Source organism: Nonomuraea sp. NPDC048892, assembly GCF_040649735.1.
Lineage (GTDB): Bacteria > Actinomycetota > Actinomycetes > Streptosporangiales > Streptosporangiaceae > Nonomuraea > Nonomuraea maheshkhaliensis.
The window spans coordinates 63,658-83,508 of sequence record NZ_JBEZFZ010000016.1 but is presented as its reverse complement, the minus strand read 5'-3'; the positions used below and the strand labels follow the sequence as shown (position 1 = coordinate 83,508).

Annotated in this window: 19 protein-coding genes and 1 tRNA gene; 9 read left to right on the top strand and 11 right to left on the bottom strand. The window is 70.5% G+C overall.

Annotated features, from left to right (window positions below):
* The first annotated feature begins 173 nt into the window (after nt 1–173).
* A complete protein-coding gene (locus AB0C28_RS38195) occupies nt 174–2,543 on the top strand; it encodes a right-handed parallel beta-helix repeat-containing protein (protein ID WP_358080344.1) in 2,370 nt (789 codons plus the stop codon).
* Nucleotides 2,544–2,656: 113 nt separating this feature from the next.
* On the opposite strand, the gene AB0C28_RS38190 is transcribed toward AB0C28_RS38195, so the two are convergent.
* The gene (locus tag AB0C28_RS38190) at nt 2,657–4,096 is read right to left on the bottom strand and encodes an NAD(P)/FAD-dependent oxidoreductase (RefSeq protein WP_358080343.1); all 1,440 of its coding nucleotides are present in this window, start codon (nt 4,094–4,096) and stop codon (nt 2,657–2,659) included.
* Between the two features lies 1 nt (nt 4,097).
* Entirely contained in the window at nt 4,098–4,658 is a 561-nt protein-coding gene (locus AB0C28_RS38185; protein WP_346106220.1) for a hypothetical protein, read from the bottom strand.
* Between the two features lie 116 nt (nt 4,659–4,774).
* Between AB0C28_RS38185 and AB0C28_RS38180 the strand changes: the two genes are divergently transcribed.
* A complete protein-coding gene (locus tag AB0C28_RS38180) occupies nt 4,775–5,380 on the top strand; it encodes a TetR/AcrR family transcriptional regulator (RefSeq protein WP_358080342.1) in 606 nt (201 codons plus the stop codon).
* A gap of 56 nt (nt 5,381–5,436) precedes the next feature.
* Here the strand turns inward: AB0C28_RS38180 and AB0C28_RS38175 are convergent, their stop codons facing one another.
* On the bottom strand, nt 5,437–5,628 hold the full coding sequence (locus AB0C28_RS38175; RefSeq protein ID WP_357848212.1) for a hypothetical protein: 192 nt from the start codon (nt 5,626–5,628) through the stop codon (nt 5,437–5,439).
* A gap of 574 nt (nt 5,629–6,202) precedes the next feature.
* A tRNA-Lys gene (locus AB0C28_RS38170) sits at nt 6,203–6,276 on the bottom strand.
* A 101-nt stretch (nt 6,277–6,377) separates the two neighbouring features.
* Here AB0C28_RS38170 and AB0C28_RS38165 point away from each other — a divergent pair.
* Nucleotides 6,378–7,217, top strand: coding sequence for a MoxR family ATPase (locus AB0C28_RS38165; protein ID WP_358080341.1), 840 nt, complete (start codon nt 6,378–6,380; stop codon nt 7,215–7,217).
* The gene (locus AB0C28_RS38160) at nt 7,210–8,577 is read left to right on the top strand and encodes a VWA domain-containing protein (protein ID WP_357848216.1); all 1,368 of its coding nucleotides are present in this window, start codon (nt 7,210–7,212) and stop codon (nt 8,575–8,577) included. Before AB0C28_RS38165 ends, AB0C28_RS38160 begins: the two co-directional genes overlap by 8 nt.
* Nucleotides 8,578–8,633: 56 nt before the next feature.
* Here AB0C28_RS38160 and AB0C28_RS38155 read toward each other — a convergent pair whose 3' ends face one another.
* Entirely contained in the window at nt 8,634–9,401 is a 768-nt protein-coding gene (locus tag AB0C28_RS38155) for a nuclease-related domain-containing protein (protein WP_357848218.1), read from the bottom strand.
* A gap of 183 nt (nt 9,402–9,584) precedes the next feature.
* Here AB0C28_RS38155 and AB0C28_RS38150 point away from each other — a divergent pair, with 183 nt between their 5' ends.
* A complete protein-coding gene (locus AB0C28_RS38150) occupies nt 9,585–10,241 on the top strand; it encodes a TetR/AcrR family transcriptional regulator (RefSeq protein WP_358080340.1) in 657 nt (218 codons plus the stop codon).
* Here AB0C28_RS38150 and AB0C28_RS38145 read toward each other — a convergent pair.
* The 3 genes from AB0C28_RS38145 to AB0C28_RS38135 are packed head-to-tail and all read right to left on the bottom strand — an operon-like array spanning nt 10,212 to nt 13,632.
* The gene (locus AB0C28_RS38145) at nt 10,212–11,273 is read right to left on the bottom strand and encodes an acyl-CoA dehydrogenase family protein (RefSeq protein WP_358080339.1); all 1,062 of its coding nucleotides are present in this window, start codon (nt 11,271–11,273) and stop codon (nt 10,212–10,214) included. The genes AB0C28_RS38150 and AB0C28_RS38145 overlap by 30 nt on opposite strands.
* Entirely contained in the window at nt 11,270–12,433 is a 1,164-nt protein-coding gene (locus tag AB0C28_RS38140; protein WP_357848224.1) for an acyl-CoA dehydrogenase family protein, read from the bottom strand. The genes AB0C28_RS38145 and AB0C28_RS38140 overlap by 4 nt, the downstream gene beginning before the upstream one ends.
* Nucleotides 12,430–13,632, bottom strand: a complete 1,203-nt coding sequence (locus tag AB0C28_RS38135; protein WP_357848226.1) for an acyl-CoA dehydrogenase family protein — start codon at nt 13,630–13,632, stop codon at nt 12,430–12,432. Before AB0C28_RS38135 ends, AB0C28_RS38140 begins: the two co-directional genes overlap by 4 nt.
* Before the next feature lie 107 nt (nt 13,633–13,739).
* Here AB0C28_RS38135 and AB0C28_RS38130 point away from each other — a divergent pair, with 107 nt between their 5' ends.
* On the top strand, nt 13,740–14,330 hold the full coding sequence (locus AB0C28_RS38130) for a GNAT family protein (RefSeq protein ID WP_357848228.1): 591 nt from the start codon (nt 13,740–13,742) through the stop codon (nt 14,328–14,330).
* Between the two features lie 90 nt (nt 14,331–14,420).
* The gene (locus AB0C28_RS38125; RefSeq protein WP_357848230.1) at nt 14,421–15,038 is read left to right on the top strand and encodes a VOC family protein; all 618 of its coding nucleotides are present in this window, start codon (nt 14,421–14,423) and stop codon (nt 15,036–15,038) included.
* Nucleotides 15,039–15,133: 95 nt separating this feature from the next.
* Here AB0C28_RS38125 and AB0C28_RS38120 read toward each other — a convergent pair whose 3' ends face one another.
* The gene (locus AB0C28_RS38120; RefSeq protein ID WP_357848232.1) at nt 15,134–15,733 is read right to left on the bottom strand and encodes a TetR/AcrR family transcriptional regulator; all 600 of its coding nucleotides are present in this window, start codon (nt 15,731–15,733) and stop codon (nt 15,134–15,136) included.
* Between the two features lie 81 nt (nt 15,734–15,814).
* Here AB0C28_RS38120 and AB0C28_RS38115 point away from each other — a divergent pair, with 81 nt between their 5' ends.
* A complete protein-coding gene (locus AB0C28_RS38115) occupies nt 15,815–16,951 on the top strand; it encodes an FAD-dependent monooxygenase (protein ID WP_358080338.1) in 1,137 nt (378 codons plus the stop codon).
* Here the strand turns inward: AB0C28_RS38115 and AB0C28_RS38110 are convergent.
* The gene (locus AB0C28_RS38110; protein WP_358080337.1) at nt 16,878–17,945 is read right to left on the bottom strand and encodes a hypothetical protein; all 1,068 of its coding nucleotides are present in this window, start codon (nt 17,943–17,945) and stop codon (nt 16,878–16,880) included. The two genes, AB0C28_RS38115 and AB0C28_RS38110, sit on opposite strands and share 74 nt — an antisense overlap.
* A gap of 237 nt (nt 17,946–18,182) precedes the next feature.
* On the bottom strand, nt 18,183–18,557 hold the full coding sequence (locus AB0C28_RS38105) for a VOC family protein (protein WP_357848238.1): 375 nt from the start codon (nt 18,555–18,557) through the stop codon (nt 18,183–18,185).
* 197 nt (nt 18,558–18,754) lie between these two features.
* Here AB0C28_RS38105 and AB0C28_RS38100 point away from each other — a divergent pair, with 197 nt between their 5' ends.
* The gene (locus AB0C28_RS38100; protein ID WP_358080336.1) at nt 18,755–19,837 is read left to right on the top strand and encodes an acyltransferase; all 1,083 of its coding nucleotides are present in this window, start codon (nt 18,755–18,757) and stop codon (nt 19,835–19,837) included.
* Nucleotides 19,838–19,851 lie beyond the last annotated feature (14 nt).

The following is a 19,851-nucleotide window of genomic DNA, read 5'->3' as shown; positions in this document are numbered from 1 at the left end:
TCACCTTATCTGAGCGCCCCCACCGATGAATCGGCATATATCGGGTTACGTCATCGCATGTCGGTTGGTCAAACCATTGAACTCGCGCCACGCGGGCGTTACGGTTCACCCCAACGGACTTTTGGCCGTCTGTACTATTGTATCGATTGCTACGTGATGAGGTCTGCCCGAGCATGCCAAGACGAGTGACGATCCCCCTGGTGGCAGCCCTGCTGGCGGGCACACTCCCCGCGCTCCCCACCGCCGCCGCACCCCCCGCCCAGACCGTCGTGTACGTCGCCAAGGCCGGCAAGGACGACGCGACTGGCACCGAGAAAGACCCGTTCGCCACGATTGAACGCGCCCGCGACGCCCTGGCCGGCCGGACGAGCGAGCGCAGGCCGGGCGTCGTCTACATCCGCGAGGGCGTCTACCAGACGTCCAGGACGATCGAGGTGACGGGCCCCGCCCAGTCGTACGTCACCTATGCCGCTTATCCGGGCGAGCAGGTCGAGCTCGCGGGCGTGACCACGCTCGCGCCGGAGAAGTTCCGCAGGCTGAGCGACGTGCCCGAGGGCGAGGCGAAGTGGTCGTCGCGCTCGCGCGTCCCCGCCGCCGCGGCGGCCGGCGTTCACGTCTACGACCTGGGCGCGGAGGGCATCCCCACCGGCACGCTCAACAAGAACGGCTTCAACTGGAAACCCCAGCCCTTCGCCCCCCAGCTGATCACCGACGACGTCGCCCAGACCCTCGCGCAGTATCCCAACGGCGCCGCCAAGCTCGACCGCACCCACGTCACCGTCAAGGAGGCCCCGAAGGGCGCCCGCGACTACTTCTCGGACAAGACCGCCGACGGCACGACCCTGCCGTACGAGGACATGCTCAAGCTCCCCGGCCCCGTCTACGCGGTCGCCGACCGGGCCGTCGCCGAGCGCCACACCACGTGGGCCAAGCCGATCGGCGCTGCCGAGCCCGACAGCACGAAGGTCGAGACGGACGGCTGGCTGGCCGGATATTTCGGCAACAACTACGCCAACGACCGCGTACGCATCGACCAGGCCGGCGGGAACGAGCTCAGGACGACCTACCCCACCATGTACGTCGCCACCGACAAGTGGACGTCGTTCGTGGCCCAGAACGTGCTGAGCGAGCTCGACACCGAGGGCGAGTACTACATCGACCGCTGGCAGGGCCACGACACCCTCTACTACTACCCGCCCGGCGGGACGGTGGAGGGCAAGACCATCAGCCTGACCTCCTTCGACGCCCCGTTCTTCGAGCTGGAGAACGTCAGGGGCGTCACGCTCAAGGGCCTGAAGCTGAACGGCACCACCGGCACCGGCGTGCGCCTGCTCGACGCCGAGTCCTGCACGATCGACGGCCTGGAGATCCTCAACGTCAGCATGGACGCGGTCCAGATCGGCGAGGCCAACGACGCGATCACGGCCATCGCCGAATACCGTACGAGCCGGGGCGGCCACCGCAACCGCGTCGTCAACAGCAGGCTGCACGACCTGGGCGGCGGCGGCGTCTTCACAGCGGGCGGCGACCGCGACTCGCTCGAACGCGGTGACCACGTGGTGGAGCACAACGAGATCTACGACTTCTCGAAGCTGGCCACGTACACGCCCGCCGGTTACATGTACGGCGTCGGCAACACGTTCCGCTACAACGACGTCCACGACGCGCCGCACATGGCCATCCAGATCATGGGCAACGACATGGAGATCAGCCACAACAGGTTCGAACGGCTGGTGACGCACGCCTCCGACCAGGGCGTCATCTACGCCGGGCGGGACTACACGTACCTGAACAACGTGGTGGCCTACAACCTGTTCAGGGACATCGGCGCGGACGGCAACCAAGCCATCTACATGGACGACGGGATGTCGGGGATGGTGGTGCACCACAACTTCTTCGACACCGTCCAGCACGGCCTGTTCTACCAGTCGGGCCACAGCAACGTCGCGGCCGACAACGTGTTCAAGGACGTGAAGTACATTGGCCACGACAAGCTCTACCACGAGGGCGGCAAGCGGCTGCCGGTGGCCAACGCGAAGGTCGTGGTCGAGCGGTTCAACGACATGCTGAAGCCCGGTGACGGCACCGGATTCACCAACACCCGGCGCAACGTGGAGAAGTGGTACCGCCACTACGCCAGGCAGTATCCGAACATCCGCGACTGGTACGTCCCGTCCACCGCCGACGGCCGGGTCTGCACCGAGATCGGCACCACGGAGTGCACGGACGAGCAGGTGTGGAGCAACCCGGACTCCGTCTACGTCCCGGCGCACAACGTGCTGACGCGGTCGGTGAGCATCGGCACCGGGGACTTCGCCTACACCGACGACGCCGGCGGGCTGAGCGTGAAGACGTTCAACCCGGACTTCGACTCCCACAACGTGAAGGGGGCCAGCGCCGCCGAGCTCGCCTTCGATCCGGCCACGGGCACGTTCGACGCCCGCACCACGCCACTGAACGCGGCCGAGGGCTTCGGCCGGGCGTGGGTGAAGGAGTGGAACAGGATGTTCACGCTGGACGGCATCGGGCCGGCCGCGAGCTGAGCTGGGGGCAACGGTAAGGCCCAGGCCGTCCTGGCCTGGGCCTTTACCACGCTCGCGAGCCTCCCCTGAGAGCTCGCGCGGCCGGAGAGTGCGCTGCTCCCCCGGCCGGCCGATCAGCGGCCGTACGTCTCCAGCAGCCGCAGCCACACCTCGGAGACCGTGGGGTACGAAGGGACCGCGTGCCACAGCCGGTCCAGCGGAACCTCGCCGATGACCGCGATCGTCGCGGCGTGCAGCAGCTCCGCGGTGTCCGGGCCGACGAGCGTGAAGCCGACGATCACCTTGCGGTCCTCGTCCACGACCATGCGGGCGTGTCCCCGGTAGCCGTCGGCGTGCAGGGAGGATCCGGCGACGGCGCCGAGGTCGTAGTCGACGACGCGGGCCCTGATCCCGGCGGCCTCGGCGGCGGCCGCGGTCAGCCCCACCGACGCGAGCTCGGGGTCGGTGAAGACCACCTGGGGCACCGCGCGCTCGTCGGCCGTGGCCACGTGCCGGCCCCAGCGGTCGTCCTCGACCGCCTCGCCCTTGGCCCGTGCCACGATGACGTCGCCGACCGCGCGGGCCTGGTACTTGCCCTGGTGGGTCAGCAGCACCCGGTGGTTGACGTCGCCGGCGGCGTACAGCCAGCCGTCCCCGACCGGGGTTCCGTCCGGCCCGAGCACGCGCAGCGTGTCGTCCACCGTGAGCCAGGCGCCCGGCTTCAGTCCGACGGCGCCGAGACCGATGTCCTGGGTGTTCGGCGTGCGGCCGACCGCCACCAGGACCTCGTCGGCCTCGACCTGACCGCCGTCGGCCGTCGTGATGCGCACCGTTCCCGTCTCGTCGCGGTGCACCGACGCGGCCTCCGCGCCGAGGCGTACCGAGACGCCGGCCTCACGCAGCGCCTCGGTCACCCGCTCTCCGGCGAACGGCTCGGCCTGCGGCAGCACGCCGTCGCGGGCCAGCATCGTCACCGTGGAGCCCAGTGCGGCGTAGGCGGTGGCCATCTCCGAGGCCACCACGCCGCCGCCGATGATCGCGAGCCGGCCGGGGACCGCGGTCGCGGCGGCGGCCTCCCTGCTTGTCCACGGCTTGGCGTCGCGCAGACCGGGCAGGTCGGGCAGCAGCGCGCCGCTCCCGGTCGCGACGACCACCGCGTGCCGGGCCGTCAGCGTGACCCGGGCGCCGTCGGCGCCGGTGACCTCGACCGTCTTCTCGGACACGATCCGGCCCTGGCCCCTGTGCAGGGCGATACCGACCGATTCGAGCCAGGCCACCTGGCCGTCGTCCTTCCAGTGCGAGGCGAAGGAGTCACGGCGGGCCAGCACCGCGGCCGCGTCGATCTCACCGGTCACCGCCTCGCGCGCTCCGGGCAACTGCCGCGCCGCCCTTAACGCGGCCGCGCTGCGCAGCAGGGCCTTGGTGGGCATGCAGGCCCAGTAGGAGCATTCTCCGCCGACCAGCTCGCGTTCGACGATGGCGGCGCTCAGACCGCCCTGCACCGCGCGGTCGGCGACGTTCTCGCCGACAGGGCCGGCTCCGAGAACGATGACGTCGTAGGTGTGCTCGCTCATGTCACTTGCCCTTCGCGGCGCGGCCGAGACGCAGGGCCGAGATGAGGAAGAAGATGCCGCCGGGGATGGCGTAACCGGCCGCGTTGGCCAGCGTCGGGTTGGCCGCGGAGGCGCCGAGGATGAACGAGGAGCCGGCGAGGACGGAGATGCCGCCGCTGAGGATCATCGGCCACTGGCCGCCCATCTTGCGCCGGGGGACGGCCACGATGAGCTGGACCAGCCCGGCCACGATCGCCCAGGCGCCCCACACGCGCAGCACCGCAGGGATGCCGGAGGTGCTCGCGATGGCCACGGCGATGGCGGTGATCGAGCTGACCGCGACGTTCACGTACAGGAGGGTCGGCGAGCCGGTGGAGCGCGAGGAGCGGGCGTCCACGATGGCGGCGCCGACGTCGAACAGCGGGTAGAGCACCAGCAGGGTGACCGCGAGCGGTCCCAGGTTCATCGCGGTGGTGAACATCACGAGGGCCCAGACGATGGCGAACGCGAACCGGACGAAGTACAGCCGGCGTAGTGCGGACGCGGTGGTGGAGATGCCGGATGAAGCAGCGATGGCACTCATGACGAGCCTTTCAGTGACGGGGGCCTTCCCAAGACCGAACGTTCTATCGTTCCCGAGTATGGTCCTGGCGCGCGCACACTGTCAAGACCGAACGTTCTACCGCTAGAATGACGGACATGCGCAGCCCCACAGAAGCCCGGCCGTCCGAAGCGCGCAACCGGCTGCTCAGCACGGCCACCCGGCTCTTCTACACGGAGGGCATCCACTCCGTCGGCATCGATCGCATCGTCATGGAGGCGCAGGTCACCCGGGCCACCCTCTACCGGCACTTCACCGGCAAGGAAGACCTCGTCCTCGCCTACCTGAGCGAGGTCGACCGGGCCCTGCGCGGCCAGGCGGAGGAGATCATCGCCGCCGGCCTGCCCCCGGCCGAGACCATCAAGGCCATCAGCGCGTCCATCGCCCAGGGCATCCAGTCCCCCGGTTTCCGAGGATGCGCCTTCCTCAACGCCGCCGCCGAATACCCCGACCCCGAGTCGCCGGTGCACCAGACCGTGCTCACCCACCGCCAGTGGTTCCTCGACACGGTCACGGAGCAGCTCGCCAGGATCGAGAAGTCGGGCTCGGAGGCCGCGGCCCGCCACTTCGTGATGATGCGCGACGGCGCCATGGCGGCCGGCTGCCTCTTCGACCCGGCGCTGATCTGCGAGACCCTGCTGCACGGATCGGAGCGGCTGCTGGAGGTCTACACTGCCACCAGCGAGCAGAAGTCAGTCACCTGAAACGTGCCTCGGCGCTGGGGCGGACCAGCGCCGGCGCATCCTCGTAGGCGCTGGTTTCACCACGTCAGAGCGTCGATGCCCACGGTCATCGCGGTGTCGGCGCCGGAGTAGAGCTGCATCCCGATGGCGTGCAGGCGGTCGGCCTCGGGGACGGTCCAGGTCAGCGGGCTCCAGCCGGCGGTGGCGGGCAGCCCGATCTCGGTCTCGGGGTTCTCCGGCGCCCACACGGGCTTGGAGGCCGAGTCCATCGCGAAGAACCTGACACCACCGGGCACCGGGAACCCAGAGCCAGGTGGTCACCTTCATACCCGGGCGCAGGCCGCTCAGCCCTTGGGTGGTGCCGACGGCGGAGTAACCCTTCTCCGCCGAGGCGCCGGTCACCGAGACCAGCACGGCCCGCCTGCGTGCTGGGCGATCTTCGTGGTGATGGTCGCCTCGGCCCCCACCGTCGCGACGGCGACCAGCGCGACGACGACGGTTATCACGACAGGGACCCTGACGCCTCGACGCTTCCGCTCAGCGGGAGGCGGCCCGGCGGGAGACGGGGTCGCACCAGCTGCGGATTCACGAGCTTCCGCGAGCGGCGGATCCTCCCCGTCCAGGGAGACGCCCCCGCCCAGGGAGACGCCTCCGACATCGGCGCGAGGGCATGCGTGGCGCCGGCCCCCGCAACTGGAGACTCGACCCGTTCTACCGGCAATCGGGCGGCATCTGCACGACCTTCGCCTAGCCCCACCGGCACGAGCCCCTCACCTCGAAGCCGGCCCACCAGGAAACCCGAAAGCCCCAGCTCAACCTTCTGAGCTGGGGCTTTCTTCGCGGTGCGCCGCCAGGGACTCGAACCCCGGACCCGCTGATTAAGAGTCAGCTGCTCTGACCAACTGAGCTAGCGGCGCTGGCAGGAAGGAATATACCGGTGATCCGCATCCTGGTCGAATCGGATTCCCCTGGACATGAGCCGCTAGAATAAAGTTCGGCCCCAAGAACAGGAGCATCGATGTTCGACTCGCCCACCGATGTGACGGAGCGGCTCGCCGCCGTGGACTACCTCTCCGACGACGCCATCTCCACCTCGGTGTTCCTGGCCGCCGCGCTGGGGAAGCCGCTGCTGGTCGAGGGGCCGGCCGGGGTCGGGAAGACCCAGCTGGCCAAGGCGGTGGCCCAGACGACCGGGGCCGACCTGATCAGGCTCCAGTGCTACGAAGGGCTCGACGAAGCCAGGGCTCTGTACGAGTGGAACTACAAGAAGCAGCTGCTGCGCATCCAGGCCACCAGCGCCGACGACGACATCTTCAGCGAGGAGTTCCTGCTGGAGCGGCCCCTGCTCAAGGCGATCAGGTCCGAGCGGCCGACCGTGCTGCTCATCGACGAGACCGACAAGGCCGACGTCGAGGTCGAGGGGCTGCTGCTTGAGCTGCTGTCCGACTTCCAGGTGACGATCCCCGAGCTGGGCACGATCGCCGCCACGCGCAGGCCGTACGTGGTGCTGACCTCCAACGCCACCCGCGAGCTGTCCGAGGCGCTCAAGCGGCGCTGCCTCTACCTGCACATCGAATACCCCACGCCCGAGCGCGAGCGGGACATCGTGCTGGCCCAGGTGCCGGGTTTCCGGGCCGAGCTGGCCGAGCAGCTGGCCAGGACGGTGGCCACGCTGCGCGCCCTGGAGCTGAAGAAGGCCCCGTCCGTGGCCGAGACCGTCGACTGGGCCAACACGCTGCTGGCGCTCGGTCGCGACGAGCTGGACGAGGCCACCGTCGCGGGGACGCTCGGCGTCGTGCTCAAGCACGCCTCCGACCACACGCGGGCGGTCAAGGAGCTGGGGCTGCCCGATGCCTGAGCCGGGGTCCCTGGTGGATCGGCACATCGGCTTCGTGCACGCGCTGCGCGAGGCCGGGGTGCCGGTGTCGGTGGCGGAGGGGCTCGACGCAGCGAACGCGCTGCGGGTGGTCGAGCTGGCCGACCGGGAGTCGCTGCGGGCGGCGTACGCGGCGACGCTGGTCAAGAAGCCGGCCTACCGGCCGGGGTTCGACGTGCTGTTCGACCTGTGGTTCCCAGCCTCGACGAGCGGGATCAGGCCCCACGTCCCGCGTACGGACCTGGAGCGGGCCGACGTCAAGGAGCTGCGCGAGCACCTGGCGGCGCTGCTGACCGGCGCCACCGACCAGGAGCTGCGCGCGTTCGCCCAGGCCATGGTGGAACGGTTCGGCCGGCAGGAGTCGGGGCCCGGACGGCAGAACTGGTTCTCCTACAGCGTCATGCGCGCCCTGTCGCCCGAGACGCTGATGGCCGGCATCCTGCGCGGCGTGCTGCAGGGGCACGAGCGCGGCGGGCTGGCGGAGAAGACCCTGCGCCGGCGGGTCGACGACAACCGGCGCCGCTTCGAGGAGGCCGTGGCCACCGACGTGCGCCGCCGCATCGCCGAGGACTCGGGGATCGAGCGCATCGCCCGCTCCGCCGTACGCCCGCCGCTCGACCAGGTCGACTTCCTCCGCGTCACCAAGGCGGACCTGGCCCGGCTGCGCAGGGAGGTGCACCCGCTGGCCCGGCGCCTGGCCGCCCGCCTGACCATCAAGCACAGGAAGGGCAAAAGGGGCAGGCTCGACTTCCGCCGGACCGTGCGGGCCTCGCTGCAGAGTGGCGGCGTGCCGCTGACGACCCACTTCAAGCCGCCCCGGCCGCACAAGCCCGAGCTGGTCGTGCTCTGCGACACCAGCGACTCGGTCTCGTCGTTCGCGCACTTCACGCTGCTGCTCACGTACGCGCTGCGCGAGCAGTTCACGAAGGTGCGGGCGTTCGGCTTCGTGGACACCGTGGACGAGATCACCCGGTTCTTCCTGCCGGGCTCCGACGTGGTGGAGGCCATGACCAGACTGGCGGACGAGGCCGACATGGTCCGCTTCGGCCGGACGAACTACGGGCACGCGCTTGAGCGTTTCGCCGAACGCTACGGCGACGCGATCGGCCCGAAGACGTCGCTGCTCATCCTGGGCGACGCCCGCTCCAACTACCAGCCGCCCGCCCTCGACGTGCTCAAGTCACTGGTGTCGAAGTGCCGCCACGCCTACTGGCTCAACCCCGAGCCGAGACAGCAGTGGGACACCGGCGACTCGGTCGCGAGCGACTACGGCACGGTCGTGCCCATGCACGAGTGCCGCAACGTCGCCCAGCTGACCGCGTTCATCGAAACGCTGGCCTGAGCCCCGGCTGAACGCGCCGTAAGCACCCAGCACCGGACGCGCCGTGAGCCCCCGCGCTAGACGCGCTGGAGCTCGCGGGCCGCGGTGCGGGCCAGCAGTTCGATCTGGGCCTCGTTGAGCGCGCCCGGCTCGGCCGACTTGATGAGCCTGCTCACCGTCCGCGGTTTGACGAAGGTGAGACCCTCGCCCATGACCACGCCCTCCTTGGGCAGCATCCCGCAGTGCACCACGAGCACGGGCGTGATGTTCACCGGGACGCCGGTCTCCCGCGTCAGCAGCTCGGAGAACGCCTCGGCCTGCTCCACCAGCGGCTTGGCGACCTTGGTGCCGTATTTCTCGCCGATGAACAGCCGTCCGGCGTAGCAGGCGATCTCGATGTCGGGGGCCCACGACTCGTTGTCGAGGATCCAGACGCCGCCTGGACCGATCACCAGGTGGTCGATCGAGGCCTGGCCGCGGATCGCCCTGCCGTCGAGGACGTGGTAGCCGTGGCGGACGAGCGACCTGCGCAGGATGCGGCCGGTGATCGCCTCGCCGCGCCGCGCGCCACGCCACACGGCCGTCTTGTGGAAGGCGTGCCAGTGCAGCAGCCAGTCGCCTCCGGCGACGGCTCCCGCCAGCAGCAGTCCGGTGAACGCGGAACCGCCGGCGAGGCCGAACCGCAGGCCCAGCGCCACACCGACGACGAATCCCACAGCGGCCTTGACGTAACGGTACTTACGCCGCGTCGGCGCGTCCTCGCGCCAGAACTTCTCGTACCACCACTGCGGGGAAGATCCTGTGTACTTCTCGTTGGGCTGCACGTAGATAGAGCCACCGGGCACGGCAAACTCCCCGAAATGAGTAGGTCTTGCAGGATCTGCCACGCCGAAGATCCCTCGCCGGTCAAGAGATACCCGTTCTCCAACCAAGGCGAGCCTAAGGTGACGGAATTAGTACCCGCAAGACCACTGACCCTGCCGCAACCGACCAGTCGGTACGCTAAGGCGGTGACCAAGGGGGATCGTGTGAAAGAGGAACCGGTCAGACAGCGCCTGCTGGCCGAGGCGACCCGGCTGTTCGCCGAGCGTGGCTTCGAGAGCACCTCGGTCCAGGAGATCGTGGTGGCGGCCGGGGTCACCAAGGGCGCCATGTACCACTATTTCGATTCGAAAGATGATCTGCTGCACGAGATCTACGCCCGCGTCCTGCGCATGCAGATGGACCGGCTGACGCAGATCGCCGACGGGCCGGGAACGCTGCGCGAGCGGCTGCACCGGGCGGCGGCCGACGTCGTGGAGACGACGGCCGCGAACCTCGACGACTCGAAGATCTTCTTCAGGTCCATCCACCTGCTCGCGCCCGAGACGCAGAAGACCGTCCGGGCCGAGCGCCGCCGCTACCACGAGCGCTTCCGCGCGCTCGTGGCCGAGGGGCAGCGCACCGGCATCTTCAGCGACCGGGTCCCGGCGGAGCTGGTCGTCGACTACTTCTTCGGCTCGGTGCACCACCTGGGCACGTGGTTCCACGCGGCGGGGCCGCTGACCGGCGCCCAGGTCGGCCGGCACTTCGCCGACCTGCTGCTGTCCTCGCTCGAAGCAGCGCCCGAAGCCGAGCCCGAAGCCGAGCCCGAAGCCGAGCCCGACGACCGCCACTCAGGCGGGGCCGGGGACGTCGACCATTGAGGCCAGCGCCTCCCGGTGGTCGCCCGGCGTGCCCAGCGCGATCTCGGTGGCCTTGGCGCGCTTGAGGTAGAGGTGCACGGGATGCTCCCACGTCATCCCGATCCCTCCGTGCAGCTGCAGCGCCTCCTCCGCGGCGTGCACGGCCACGCCCGCGTTCCACGACTGGGCCACGGCCACCGAGATCGACGAGCTGTCGGCGACCGCGCTCCTGGCGGCGGCCCTGGCCCTGACCACGTCCAGCCACAGATCCGCCAGCCGGTGCTTGATCGCCTGGAAGGAGCCGATCGGCCGGGCGAACTGGTGCCGCTCCTTGACATAGGCCAGCGTCGTGTCCAGGCACCACTCGGCCACGCCGAGCTGCTCGGAGGCGAGCAGCCCCGCCCCGAACCGCAGCACCCCGGCCAGGTCGCACGCGCCCACGCGCCGGGCCCGCGCCCGCCGCAGCGTGACGCTGGCGACCGGCCTGGTCAGGTCGAGCGAGGTCACGACCTCGACCGTGACGCCTTGGGCCATGCCGTCCTCGACCGCGTACAGGTCGCCGCCCACCGGCACGAGCAGCACGTCGGCCACCTCCGCCCCGGCCACGCCGGTGACGGTCCCCGACAGCCTCCCGTCGCCGTCCACGCTCACGGACGCGCCCCGCCCCGGCGCGTACGGCGACGCCGCGAACGACACGACCAGCGCGGCCGTCAACCGCCCCTCGGCCAGCTCGCCGAGCAGCGCGTCACGGGTCGGCAGCAGCGCCCGCGTGGCCAGCACCGAGCTGGTGAAGAACGGCACCGGCGCCACCCCCCGGCCCAGCTCCTCCAGCACCACGGCCACTTCGCTGGCCGAGGCGCCGGCCCCGCCCAGCTCCTCGGGGACGAGCAGCCCGGCCACCCCGATCTCACCGGCCAGCGTCTTCCACAGGTCCAGGTCGTACGGCTCGGACTCGATCCGCTTGAGCACCGCCGCGGGCGGGCAGCGGTCGGCGAGCAGCCCGCGCACGGCCGCGCGCAGTTCCTCCTCGACGTCGGAGTAGAGCAGCGTCATCGCGGCAGGTCCTTCCAGGGCACGTCCTTGTCGACACGGGGTTCGGAGGGCAGGCCGAGCACCCGTTCGGAGATGATGTTGCGCAGGATCTCCGAGGTGCCGCCCTCGATCGAGTTGCCCTTGGCCCGCAGGTAGCGGTAGCCGGGGCCGCGGCCGAAGAAGTCCACGTCCTCGGAACGGCGGAACGCCCAGTCGTCGTAGCCCAGGTCACGCCGGAACTCCACGTCGAACCCGGACAGCGCCTGGTTCAGCCGGGCGAACGACAGCTTCATGCCCGACCCCTCGGGGCCCGGCTGGCCCGCGGACAACTGCTCGCGCAGCCGCGTCCCCGACAGCCTGGTGACCTCGGCCTCCACCCACAGCGACAGCAGCCGCTGGTGCAGGTCGTGGGTGCGCAGCTCCGGCTGCTCGCGCCAGGCGTCGAGCACGGCGGCCATGGCGCCGCCGCCGCGCCGCGTGGGCGCGCCGCCGATGGCCACGCGCTCGTTCATCAGCGTCGTCTGCGCGACCCGCCAGCCGTCGCCCACCTCGCCGAGCCGCAGGTCGTCGGGGAGCCGCACGCCGGTCAGGAACACCTCGTTGAACTCGGCCTCGCCGGTGATCTGCCGCAGCGGCCGCACCTCGACGCCGGGGGCGTGCATGTCACACACGAAGTACGTCATCCCGCGGTGTTTGGGCACCTCCGGGTCGGTACGGGTGACGAGGATGGCCCACCGGGCGTGATGGGCCCCGGACGTCCACACCTTCTGCCCGTCCACCACCCACTCGTCGCCGTCCCTGACCGCCCTGGTCGCCAGCGTGGCCAGGTCGGAGCCCGCGCCCGGCTCGCTGAAGAGCTGGCACCAGACCTCCTCCCCCGTCCACAGCGGGCGCAGGAACCGGCGTTTCTGCTCCTCGGTGCCGAACGCCAGGATCGTCGGCGCGGCCATGCCCAGCCCGATCCCCTGGATCCCGGTGTTGATCTGCGGCGTGTCGGCCAGCTCCCGCTCCACGACCTGCTGCAACTCCCTGGGAGCCCCCAGCCCGCCCAGCCCCTCGGGGAACCACACCCAGGCCAGGCCCGCGTCGAACCTGGCCCGCAGGAACTCCAGCCGGTCGCCGCCGGGGTCGTGGTCGCCGAGGAACGCGGCCACGCGCTCCTTGATCTCCGCCTCGTTCACATCCACCTCTTGAGCTCGCGATAGGCCAGCGACCGCTTGTGCACCTCGTCGGGTCCGTCCGCCAGACGCAGGGAGCGGGCCCCCGCCCAGAGGGCGGCCAGCGGGAAGTCCTGGGAGACGCCGCCCGCGCCGTGCACCTGGACGGCCTTGTCGAGGATCCACTCCACGGTGATGGGCGTGGAGATCTTGATGGCCTGGATCTCGGTGTGGGCGCCCTGGTTGCCCACCGTGTCCATCAGCCAGGCCGTCTTGAGCACGAGCAGGCGGGCCTGCTCGATCTTGATCCGGGACTCGGCGATCCAGTCCTGGACCACGCCCTGCTGCGCCACCGGCTTGCCGAAGGTGGTCCTGGCCAGGGCCCGCTTGCACATCATCTCGACCGCGCGCTCGGCCATGCCGATCAGGCGCATGCAGTGGTGGATGCGGCCGGGGCCGAGGCGGGCCTGGGCGATGGCGAAGCCGCCGCCCTCCTCGCCGATGAGGTTCTCCGCCGGCACGCGTACGTCCTCGAACACGATCTCGGCGTGGCCCCCGTGGTCGGCGTCGGTGTAGCCGAACACGTGCATGCCGCGCTTGATGTGCAGGCCGGGGGTGTCGCGGGGGACGAGGATCATGCTCTGCTGGCGGTGCTTGGGCGCCTCGGGGTTCGTCTTGCCCATGACGATGAAGATCTTGCAGCCGGGGTTCATCGCGCCGGAGATGAACCACTTGCGGCCGTTGATGACATATTCGTCGCCGTCGCGGGTGATCGAGGTGGCGATGTTGGTGGCGTCGGAGGAGGCGACGTCGGGCTCGGTCATCGCGAACGCCGAGCGGATCTCCCCGTCGAGCAACGGTCGCAGCCACTCCTTGCGCTGCCACTCGTTGCCGAACATGGACAGCACTTCCATGTTGCCGGTGTCGGGCGCGGCGCAGTTCGTGGCCGTGGGCGCGATGCTGGGACTCCGGCCCATGATCTCGGCCAGCGGGGCGTACTGGAGGTTCGTCAGCCCCGAGCCGTGCTCGCCCGGCAGGAAGAGGTTCCACAGGCCGCGCTTCCTGGCCTCGTCCTTCAGGTCCTCAAGCAGCGGTGGCGGGCTCCAGCCCGAGGTGGCCGCCTGCTCCTCGAAGGCGGGCTCGGCCGGATAGACGCATTCGTCCATGAAGCGGAGCAGTCGCTCGCGCAGGTCCTCGGTGACGTGGTCATAGGCGAAGTCCATGCCCGTGAGCCTACCGACCGGCCGGTATGAGTGTCGACAGGTGGTTCCCCGTAAAAAGGGACAGGTGGCCATGAACCCGGCTGATCTGGCCTCATAGGGTGACCAGCATGACCGCGAAGCTGCCCGCGCCTGTGGTGCTGGAGAACGACGTCGTCCGGATCGAGCCGCTCGCCCTGGACCACGTACCCGACCTGTTCGCCGCCGGAGGCGGGGACGACGACGTCTGGCGCTGGCTGCCCATCGACACCCCGCGCACGGAGGCCGCGCTCGGCGCGACCGCGCGGACGCTGATCGAGGACGACCGGCACGTGCCCCACGCCGTCATCGCCAAGGAGAGCGGGCGGGCCGTCGGCTGGACCACGTACTGCGACGTGCCCGGCTTCGAGGAGAGCATCGAGATCGGCTGGACCTGGTACGGCCGCGCCGCCTGGCGCACGGCCGTGAACACGAGCTGCAAGCTGCTGCTGATCGACCACGCCTTCGCGCTCGGCTACAACCGCGTCCTGCTCAAGACCGACAACCTCAACCTCAGGTCCCAGAACGCCATCAAGCGCATCGGCGGCCTGCACGAGGGCACGCTGCGCCGCCACCGCAAGAGGCCCGACGGCACCTGGCGCGACACCGTGTGCTTCGGCATCCTCGACGACGAGTGGCCGCCGCACCGCGACCGCCTGACCGCCCGCCTCGCTCTTTCCTAGGAGCGAGGCTTTCCTAGGAGCGGCCTCCTGGGGGCGGTACTTAGGAGCGGCGCTGAGCCCTGGGCGTGCGCGGCGTGCTGGAATGCGTGCATGATCCTGGACCATCTCGTCTACGCCACCCCCGACCTCGACGCGACCGCGGCCGAGCTGGAACGGCTGCTCGGCGTGCGCCCGGCCGAGGGCGGCAGGCACCCGGGCTTCGGCACCCGCAACCGGCTGCTGGGGCTGGGCGGCCGGAGCTATCTGGAGATCGTCGGCCCGGATCCGGAGCAGGAGGACCCGGCCGGGCCGCGCCCGTTCGGGATCGACGGTCTGCGGGCGGCCGGGCTGGCGGGGTGGGCGCTGGCGGTGGAGGACATCGACGCGGTGGTCGCCCGCGCCCGCGATCGGGGCTACGATCCCGGCGACCCGCAGGACATGTCCCGCCGCACGCCGTCCGGCGAGCTGCTGCGCTGGCGGCTCACCCCGCCGCACCGCGCCGGGCACGAGGGGCTGGTGCCGTTCCTGATCGACTGGGGCACGACCCGGCATCCCGCCGAGGGGCTGCCGGTGGTCGAGCTGGTGTCCGTGGCCGCCGTCCACCCCGACCCCGAGGCCGTACGGCGGGATCTGGCGGCGGTGGACACCCGCCTCGACCTCGCCGAGGGCCGCCGGCCCACGCTCACCGTCGTCCTGTCAGGACGGCACGGCCCGGTGACGCTCACCTGATCACGGCACGAGCCGGCGCAGGTCGGCGCAAATCGGCGCAGGCCGGCTGCGGGTCGGGGCAGGCCGGATGCGGGTCGGGGCAGGCCGGATGCGGGTCAGGGGCGCGGGCCGGGCGAGGGTTCAGGGCCCAGGTCCGGCGTGCGGCCGAGCATGCCGGTCAGGAGTTCGCGCAGGGCCGTTTCGAGCTCGTCCCGGTCCGGTACGGCCCCCGCGCCCGCGATGGCGTCGAACATGAGCCCCTCCCCGAACGCCACGAGGCTGCGCGCGTGCCGTACCGGCTCAGGTGAGCCCAGGGCCGCCAGCATGGCCACGGCCGGATCGCGGAAGCGCCGCCCGGCCTGGTCGTAGATCGTGCGCAGCTCAGGCCGCCGGGTGGCCTCCAGGGCCAGCTCGTAGCGGGCCAGCGTGCGGCGGCGGTCCTTGAGCTGGATGTGCAGCGCCTCGGCCATGCGGGCGGGCAGCCCGCCCAGCTCGTACGACTCCGCCCCGTACGCCCCCGCCAGCGCCCGCAGCTCCAGCTCGGTGAGCCGCGACAGCGTCAGCTCCAGCAGTGCCGCCCGCGTGCGGGCCAGGTTGGAGGTGGACCCGGGCGGCAGCCCAGCGACCTCGTCCACCGCCCGGTGGGTCAGGCCGCGCATGCCCCGCTCGGCCAGCAGGGTGATGGCCGCGTCCGCCACGACGTCTGAGCGTTTCACGGAAGCCGATACTACAGGGGTAGTGGGACCGGACTACAGGCGTAGTACAGTGACACTACAGACGTAGTGAGGAGGCTCGCGATGGCGAAGGCCGTGGTGGTCGGCGGCGGGGTCGGCGGTCTGGCCGCCGGGGTGGCGCTGCGGCGCAAGGGGTGGGACGTGACCGTCCTGGAGCGCGTGCCGGTGATCGAGCCGGTCGGGTCGGGCCTGGCGATCTCCGCAAACGCGCTCAAGGCGCTCGACGCCGTCGGCCTCGGCGACCGGATCCGCGCGCTCTCCTCGGCGGAGGGCCGCTTCGGCCTGCGGCGCTCGGACGGGCGCTGGATGGTGCAGACCAGCGAGGCGGACGCCGACGCCGAGTACGGCGACTCGGTGGTGGTCCTGCTGCGCGCCACGCTGATGGAGGTGCTGCTGGACGCGCTCGGCCACGACCGGCTGCTGCTCGGCACGGCCGTCAAGGACGTGGACGCGGAAAGAGGCCTCGTCCGCACGGAGGCGGGCGATCTGGAGGCCGACCTCGTCGTGGCGGCCGACGGCATCCACTCGGCCACCCGGCGCACGCTCTTCCCCGAGCATCCGGCACCGGCGTACTCCGGGGTGACGGCCTGGCGCGGCCTCATTCCGCGCGGAAGCCTGACGATCCCGCGCTCGGAGAGCTGGGGCCGGGGCACGGTGTTCGGCATCCACCTGCTGGCCGGGGACGTGGTCTACGTCTACGCCACCGACGTGCTGCCCGCCGGGACCGTGCACGCCGACGAGCGGGAGGAGCTGCTGCGCAGGTTCGGCGGCTGGCACGAGCCGATCCCCGCGCTGCTGCGGGCGGCCGACCCCGCCATGATCATCAGGAACGACATCTACCACCAGGCCCGGCCGCTGCCCGCCTTCCACCGGGGCAGGGTGGCGCTGGTCGGGGACGCCGCCCACCCGATGACGCCCAACCTCGGGCAGGGCGCCTGCCAGGCGATCGAGGACGGCGTGGTGCTGGCGCACGTGGCCGGGGGCGACCTGGCCGCGTACTCGGCGGCCCGGGTGGAGCGGACCGCGAAGATCGTCCGGCGGTCGATGACGCTGTGCCGGATGAGCAGGATCCGCAACCCGGCGGCGGTGTGGCTGCGCGACGCCGGGCTGTCGGCCGCGGCCCGGCTCAGCCCAGGTCTGATGTTGCGGTCGATGGACGAGCTGCTGCGCTGGCGTCCACCTGGGGAACCTGCACGGTGATCGTGCGCTCGGCCAGCTCGGGAGAAAGCCGGTCGGCGCGCGGCGATGAGCCGTTGGCCGGCTGCGTGGCGCCGTTGAGGGGCTGGGCGGTGCCGTTGACGGGCTGTGCGGTGCCGTTAAGAGGCTGTGCGGCGCCGTTGGCCGGCTGGCCGGCGCGTTGCGGGGAGGGCCGCGTGGTGGCCGGCTTGGCGTTGTGGTCGGGGGCGAGGCGGCCCAGCGTGATCGTGCCGCCGATGGTCAGGGCGGCGGCCAGCACGGCGGGCACGGCCGTCGAAGCATCGGTCGGCAGCGGCTCCCCGAGCAACAGCGCCCCGGCCAGCACGGAGGTGATGGGGTCGATGACCTGCACCCCGGCGTACGCGATGCCGAAATAGCCCACGGCGTACGAGCGCTGCAGCAGCACCACCGCGCACACCAGCAGCACCGGCACGGCCAGGCTGAACCAGTGGATCAGCCGCCCCCAGTCGCCCTGCATGCCGCCGCCGATCACGCGCACGAACGTGGACACGCTCGCGGTGACGGCCCCCGCGCCGACGGACAGCAGCAGCGCCTTCGCCGGCCCGTGCACCCGGCTCGCGATCATCTGGGTGGCCAGCGTGACCACCCCGATGACCGCGATGAACCCGAGAGCGGCGCCGTTACCGAGCCTGGGCGTCACGTTGTGCGTGGGCACCAGGAGCATGAGCCAGAGCAGGCCCACGGCCACGGCGATGGAGCCGAGGATCTCCGCGCGGTAGGGCCGCCGCCCGTACATGAAGGCGGCCAGCGGCACCGCGAACACCAGGGTGGCCACGCTGATCGGCTGCACGGCGACCAGGGGCGCGAAGCTGAGCGCCACGGCGTGCAGGCACGCGCCGCTGAAGGAGATGATGCCGCCCACCCACCAGCGCGGGCGTCTGGCGAGCTTGAGTGAGGCGCCTTCCGCCACGACCTCGTACTGCTGCAGCGCGGCCCCGAACGCGTATCCCAGCGCGCCCGCCAGGGCGATGAGCATGCCGACCCACGTCATCGCGGCCCGCGCAGACTCGGGGATCCTTTCAAGAGCATTGCTCCAGCTTATGAGGCCGGAGGGACTCCAGAATCATCCTTTAGGCTGATAAAACATTACAAGTCGGGGGCGACTCGTACGGACATGTGGCTCATCCTTGAGCCCGAGCAGGCGTTTCGCCCCGTTCCAGCCCTCCTGTCACGAGACGCCACGCCCGCGAGCGACGGCCCCGATTCGGGTGGGTTACGACTGCTCGGGGCAGACGCAGAAGAGGTGGCCCTGCGGGTCCCGCAGCACGACCCAGCGCGTGCCCTCCTCGGTGACGCCCGGCTGGAACTCGGGCCTGGTGGCCCCCAGCGCGACGTACTCCTTGACCGCCTGGTCGACGTCCGGCACCCGGAAGTCGAGGTGGAACTGCTTGCCCGGCCCCGGCCAGTCGGCCGGCTCGCGCTCGGGCACCCGGCCGAAGTAGATGCTGGTGGTGCCGTCGGTGATGGCGGCGTACTCGTCCTCCGCGTACGTGATCTCCATCCCCGTCACCTCGTGGTAGAAGGCCGCCAGCGTGCGGGGGTCGGCACAGTCGATGGTGAAGGCCAGCAGCCTTGCTTTCGTCGTCATGCCGTTCACCCTCGCAGCCATACCTGCCATCTCCTGTCAGGTACGTCGTGCGGCCTTACGCGGACGGGTCCGACTTTTCCGACAGAACATCAACAAGCCGTCGGTTTTCGTGTAAACCCGTAAGAATGCCTTTCACGTTTTTTAACCAACTCGCAAGCTGATGCCGCCACCCTCTCTACAACAGAAGGGAGATACCCGTGCGAACCAGGCCAGAACGGCTCTATGAGATCGACGGGCTCCGGCTGCTGGCGGCTCTGTGCGTGGTGCTGTTCCACTACGTCTTCTCCGGGTGGGCGGGTGGCAAGACCACTGTGACGTTCGTCACCGAGAGCGCCTGGGCCAAGTACGGCTACCTGGGCGTGGACCTGTTCTTCCTCATCAGCGGTTTCGTCGTGCTCATGAGCGCCTGGGGCAGGACGCCCCGGCAGTTCGTGGTGTCCCGCGTGGTGCGGCTCTATCCGGCGTACTGGATCGGCATCGTGATCACCGCCGTGGTGACCGTGACGCTCGGGCAGGGGCTGTTCCAGGTCTCGTTACCCCAGGTGCTGGCCAACCTGACGATGTTCCAGGCGGTGCCGAACATCGAGAACGTGGACGTCGTCTACTGGACGCTCTGGGCCGAGATGCGGTTCTACGTGCTGATGCTGGCCTTCACCTTCATCGGGATGACCAAGGGCCGCATCATGGCCGGACTGTGGGGCTGGCTGGCACTGACGTTCCTGGTCGAGCTGGGGCTGCTGCCGGGGATCGCGGACCTGGTCGTGCAGTCGGAGTTCTCCCACTACTTCATCGCCGGGATGGCGCTGTTCATGCTCTACCGCTTCGGGCTGACCGTGCAGATCGCGCTGCTGGTGCCGATCTGCCTGGGCAACGCGGTCTACCGGGCCATCGGGTACGCCGAGGCGGTCGGCGAGCGGTACTCGGTGACGTACTCGCCGGTGGTCATCACGGCCGTGGTCGTGCTCATCTTCCTGGTCATGACGTTCGTGTCGCTGCGGGTGACGAGCGTGCTGGCCAGGCCGTGGCTGGTGACGGCGGGGGCGCTGACGTACCCGCTGTACCTGCTGCACGCCCACGTCGGGTTCATCCTGTTCGCCCGGCTGGAGGACGCGGTGAACAAGTACGTGCTGCTGGTGGCGATGATCGCGGTCATGCTGGGGGCGGCGTACCTGGTGCACCGGTTCGTGGAGCGGCCGCTCGCGCCCCGGCTCAAGCGGCTGCTGTCGAAACGGGAGCCGCCCGCGCACGCCGTGGTGCCGGCGGGAAGCCCGACAGCGTGAGTTGACTCTCCTGA

What these genes read in the sequence shown, in the direction of transcription:
- AB0C28_RS38195 (WP_358080344.1), top strand. Translation starts at nt 174, where the DNA reads ATGCCAAGACGAGTGACGATCCCCCTGGTGGCAGCCCTGCTGGCGGGC.
- AB0C28_RS38190 (WP_358080343.1), bottom strand. Translation starts at nt 4,096, where the DNA reads ATGAGCGAGCACACCTACGACGTCATCGTTCTCGGAGCCGGCCCTGTC.
- AB0C28_RS38185 (WP_346106220.1), bottom strand. Translation starts at nt 4,658, where the DNA reads ATGAGTGCCATCGCTGCTTCATCCGGCATCTCCACCACCGCGTCCGCA.
- AB0C28_RS38180 (WP_358080342.1), top strand. Translation starts at nt 4,775, where the DNA reads ATGCGCAGCCCCACAGAAGCCCGGCCGTCCGAAGCGCGCAACCGGCTG.
- AB0C28_RS38175 (WP_357848212.1), bottom strand. Translation starts at nt 5,628, where the DNA reads ATGGACTCGGCCTCCAAGCCCGTGTGGGCGCCGGAGAACCCCGAGACC.
- AB0C28_RS38165 (WP_358080341.1), top strand. Translation starts at nt 6,378, where the DNA reads ATGTTCGACTCGCCCACCGATGTGACGGAGCGGCTCGCCGCCGTGGAC.
- AB0C28_RS38160 (WP_357848216.1), top strand. Translation starts at nt 7,210, where the DNA reads ATGCCTGAGCCGGGGTCCCTGGTGGATCGGCACATCGGCTTCGTGCAC.
- AB0C28_RS38145 (WP_358080339.1), bottom strand. Translation starts at nt 11,273, where the DNA reads ATGACGCTGCTCTACTCCGACGTCGAGGAGGAACTGCGCGCGGCCGTG.
- AB0C28_RS38135 (WP_357848226.1), bottom strand. Translation starts at nt 13,632, where the DNA reads ATGGACTTCGCCTATGACCACGTCACCGAGGACCTGCGCGAGCGACTG.
- AB0C28_RS38130 (WP_357848228.1), top strand. Translation starts at nt 13,740, where the DNA reads ATGACCGCGAAGCTGCCCGCGCCTGTGGTGCTGGAGAACGACGTCGTC.
- AB0C28_RS38125 (WP_357848230.1), top strand. Translation starts at nt 14,421, where the DNA reads ATGATCCTGGACCATCTCGTCTACGCCACCCCCGACCTCGACGCGACC.
- AB0C28_RS38115 (WP_358080338.1), top strand. Translation starts at nt 15,815, where the DNA reads ATGGCGAAGGCCGTGGTGGTCGGCGGCGGGGTCGGCGGTCTGGCCGCC.
- AB0C28_RS38110 (WP_358080337.1), bottom strand. Translation starts at nt 17,945, where the DNA reads ATGCTCATCGCCCTGGCGGGCGCGCTGGGATACGCGTTCGGGGCCGCG.
- AB0C28_RS38105 (WP_357848238.1), bottom strand. Translation starts at nt 18,557, where the DNA reads ATGACGACGAAAGCAAGGCTGCTGGCCTTCACCATCGACTGTGCCGAC.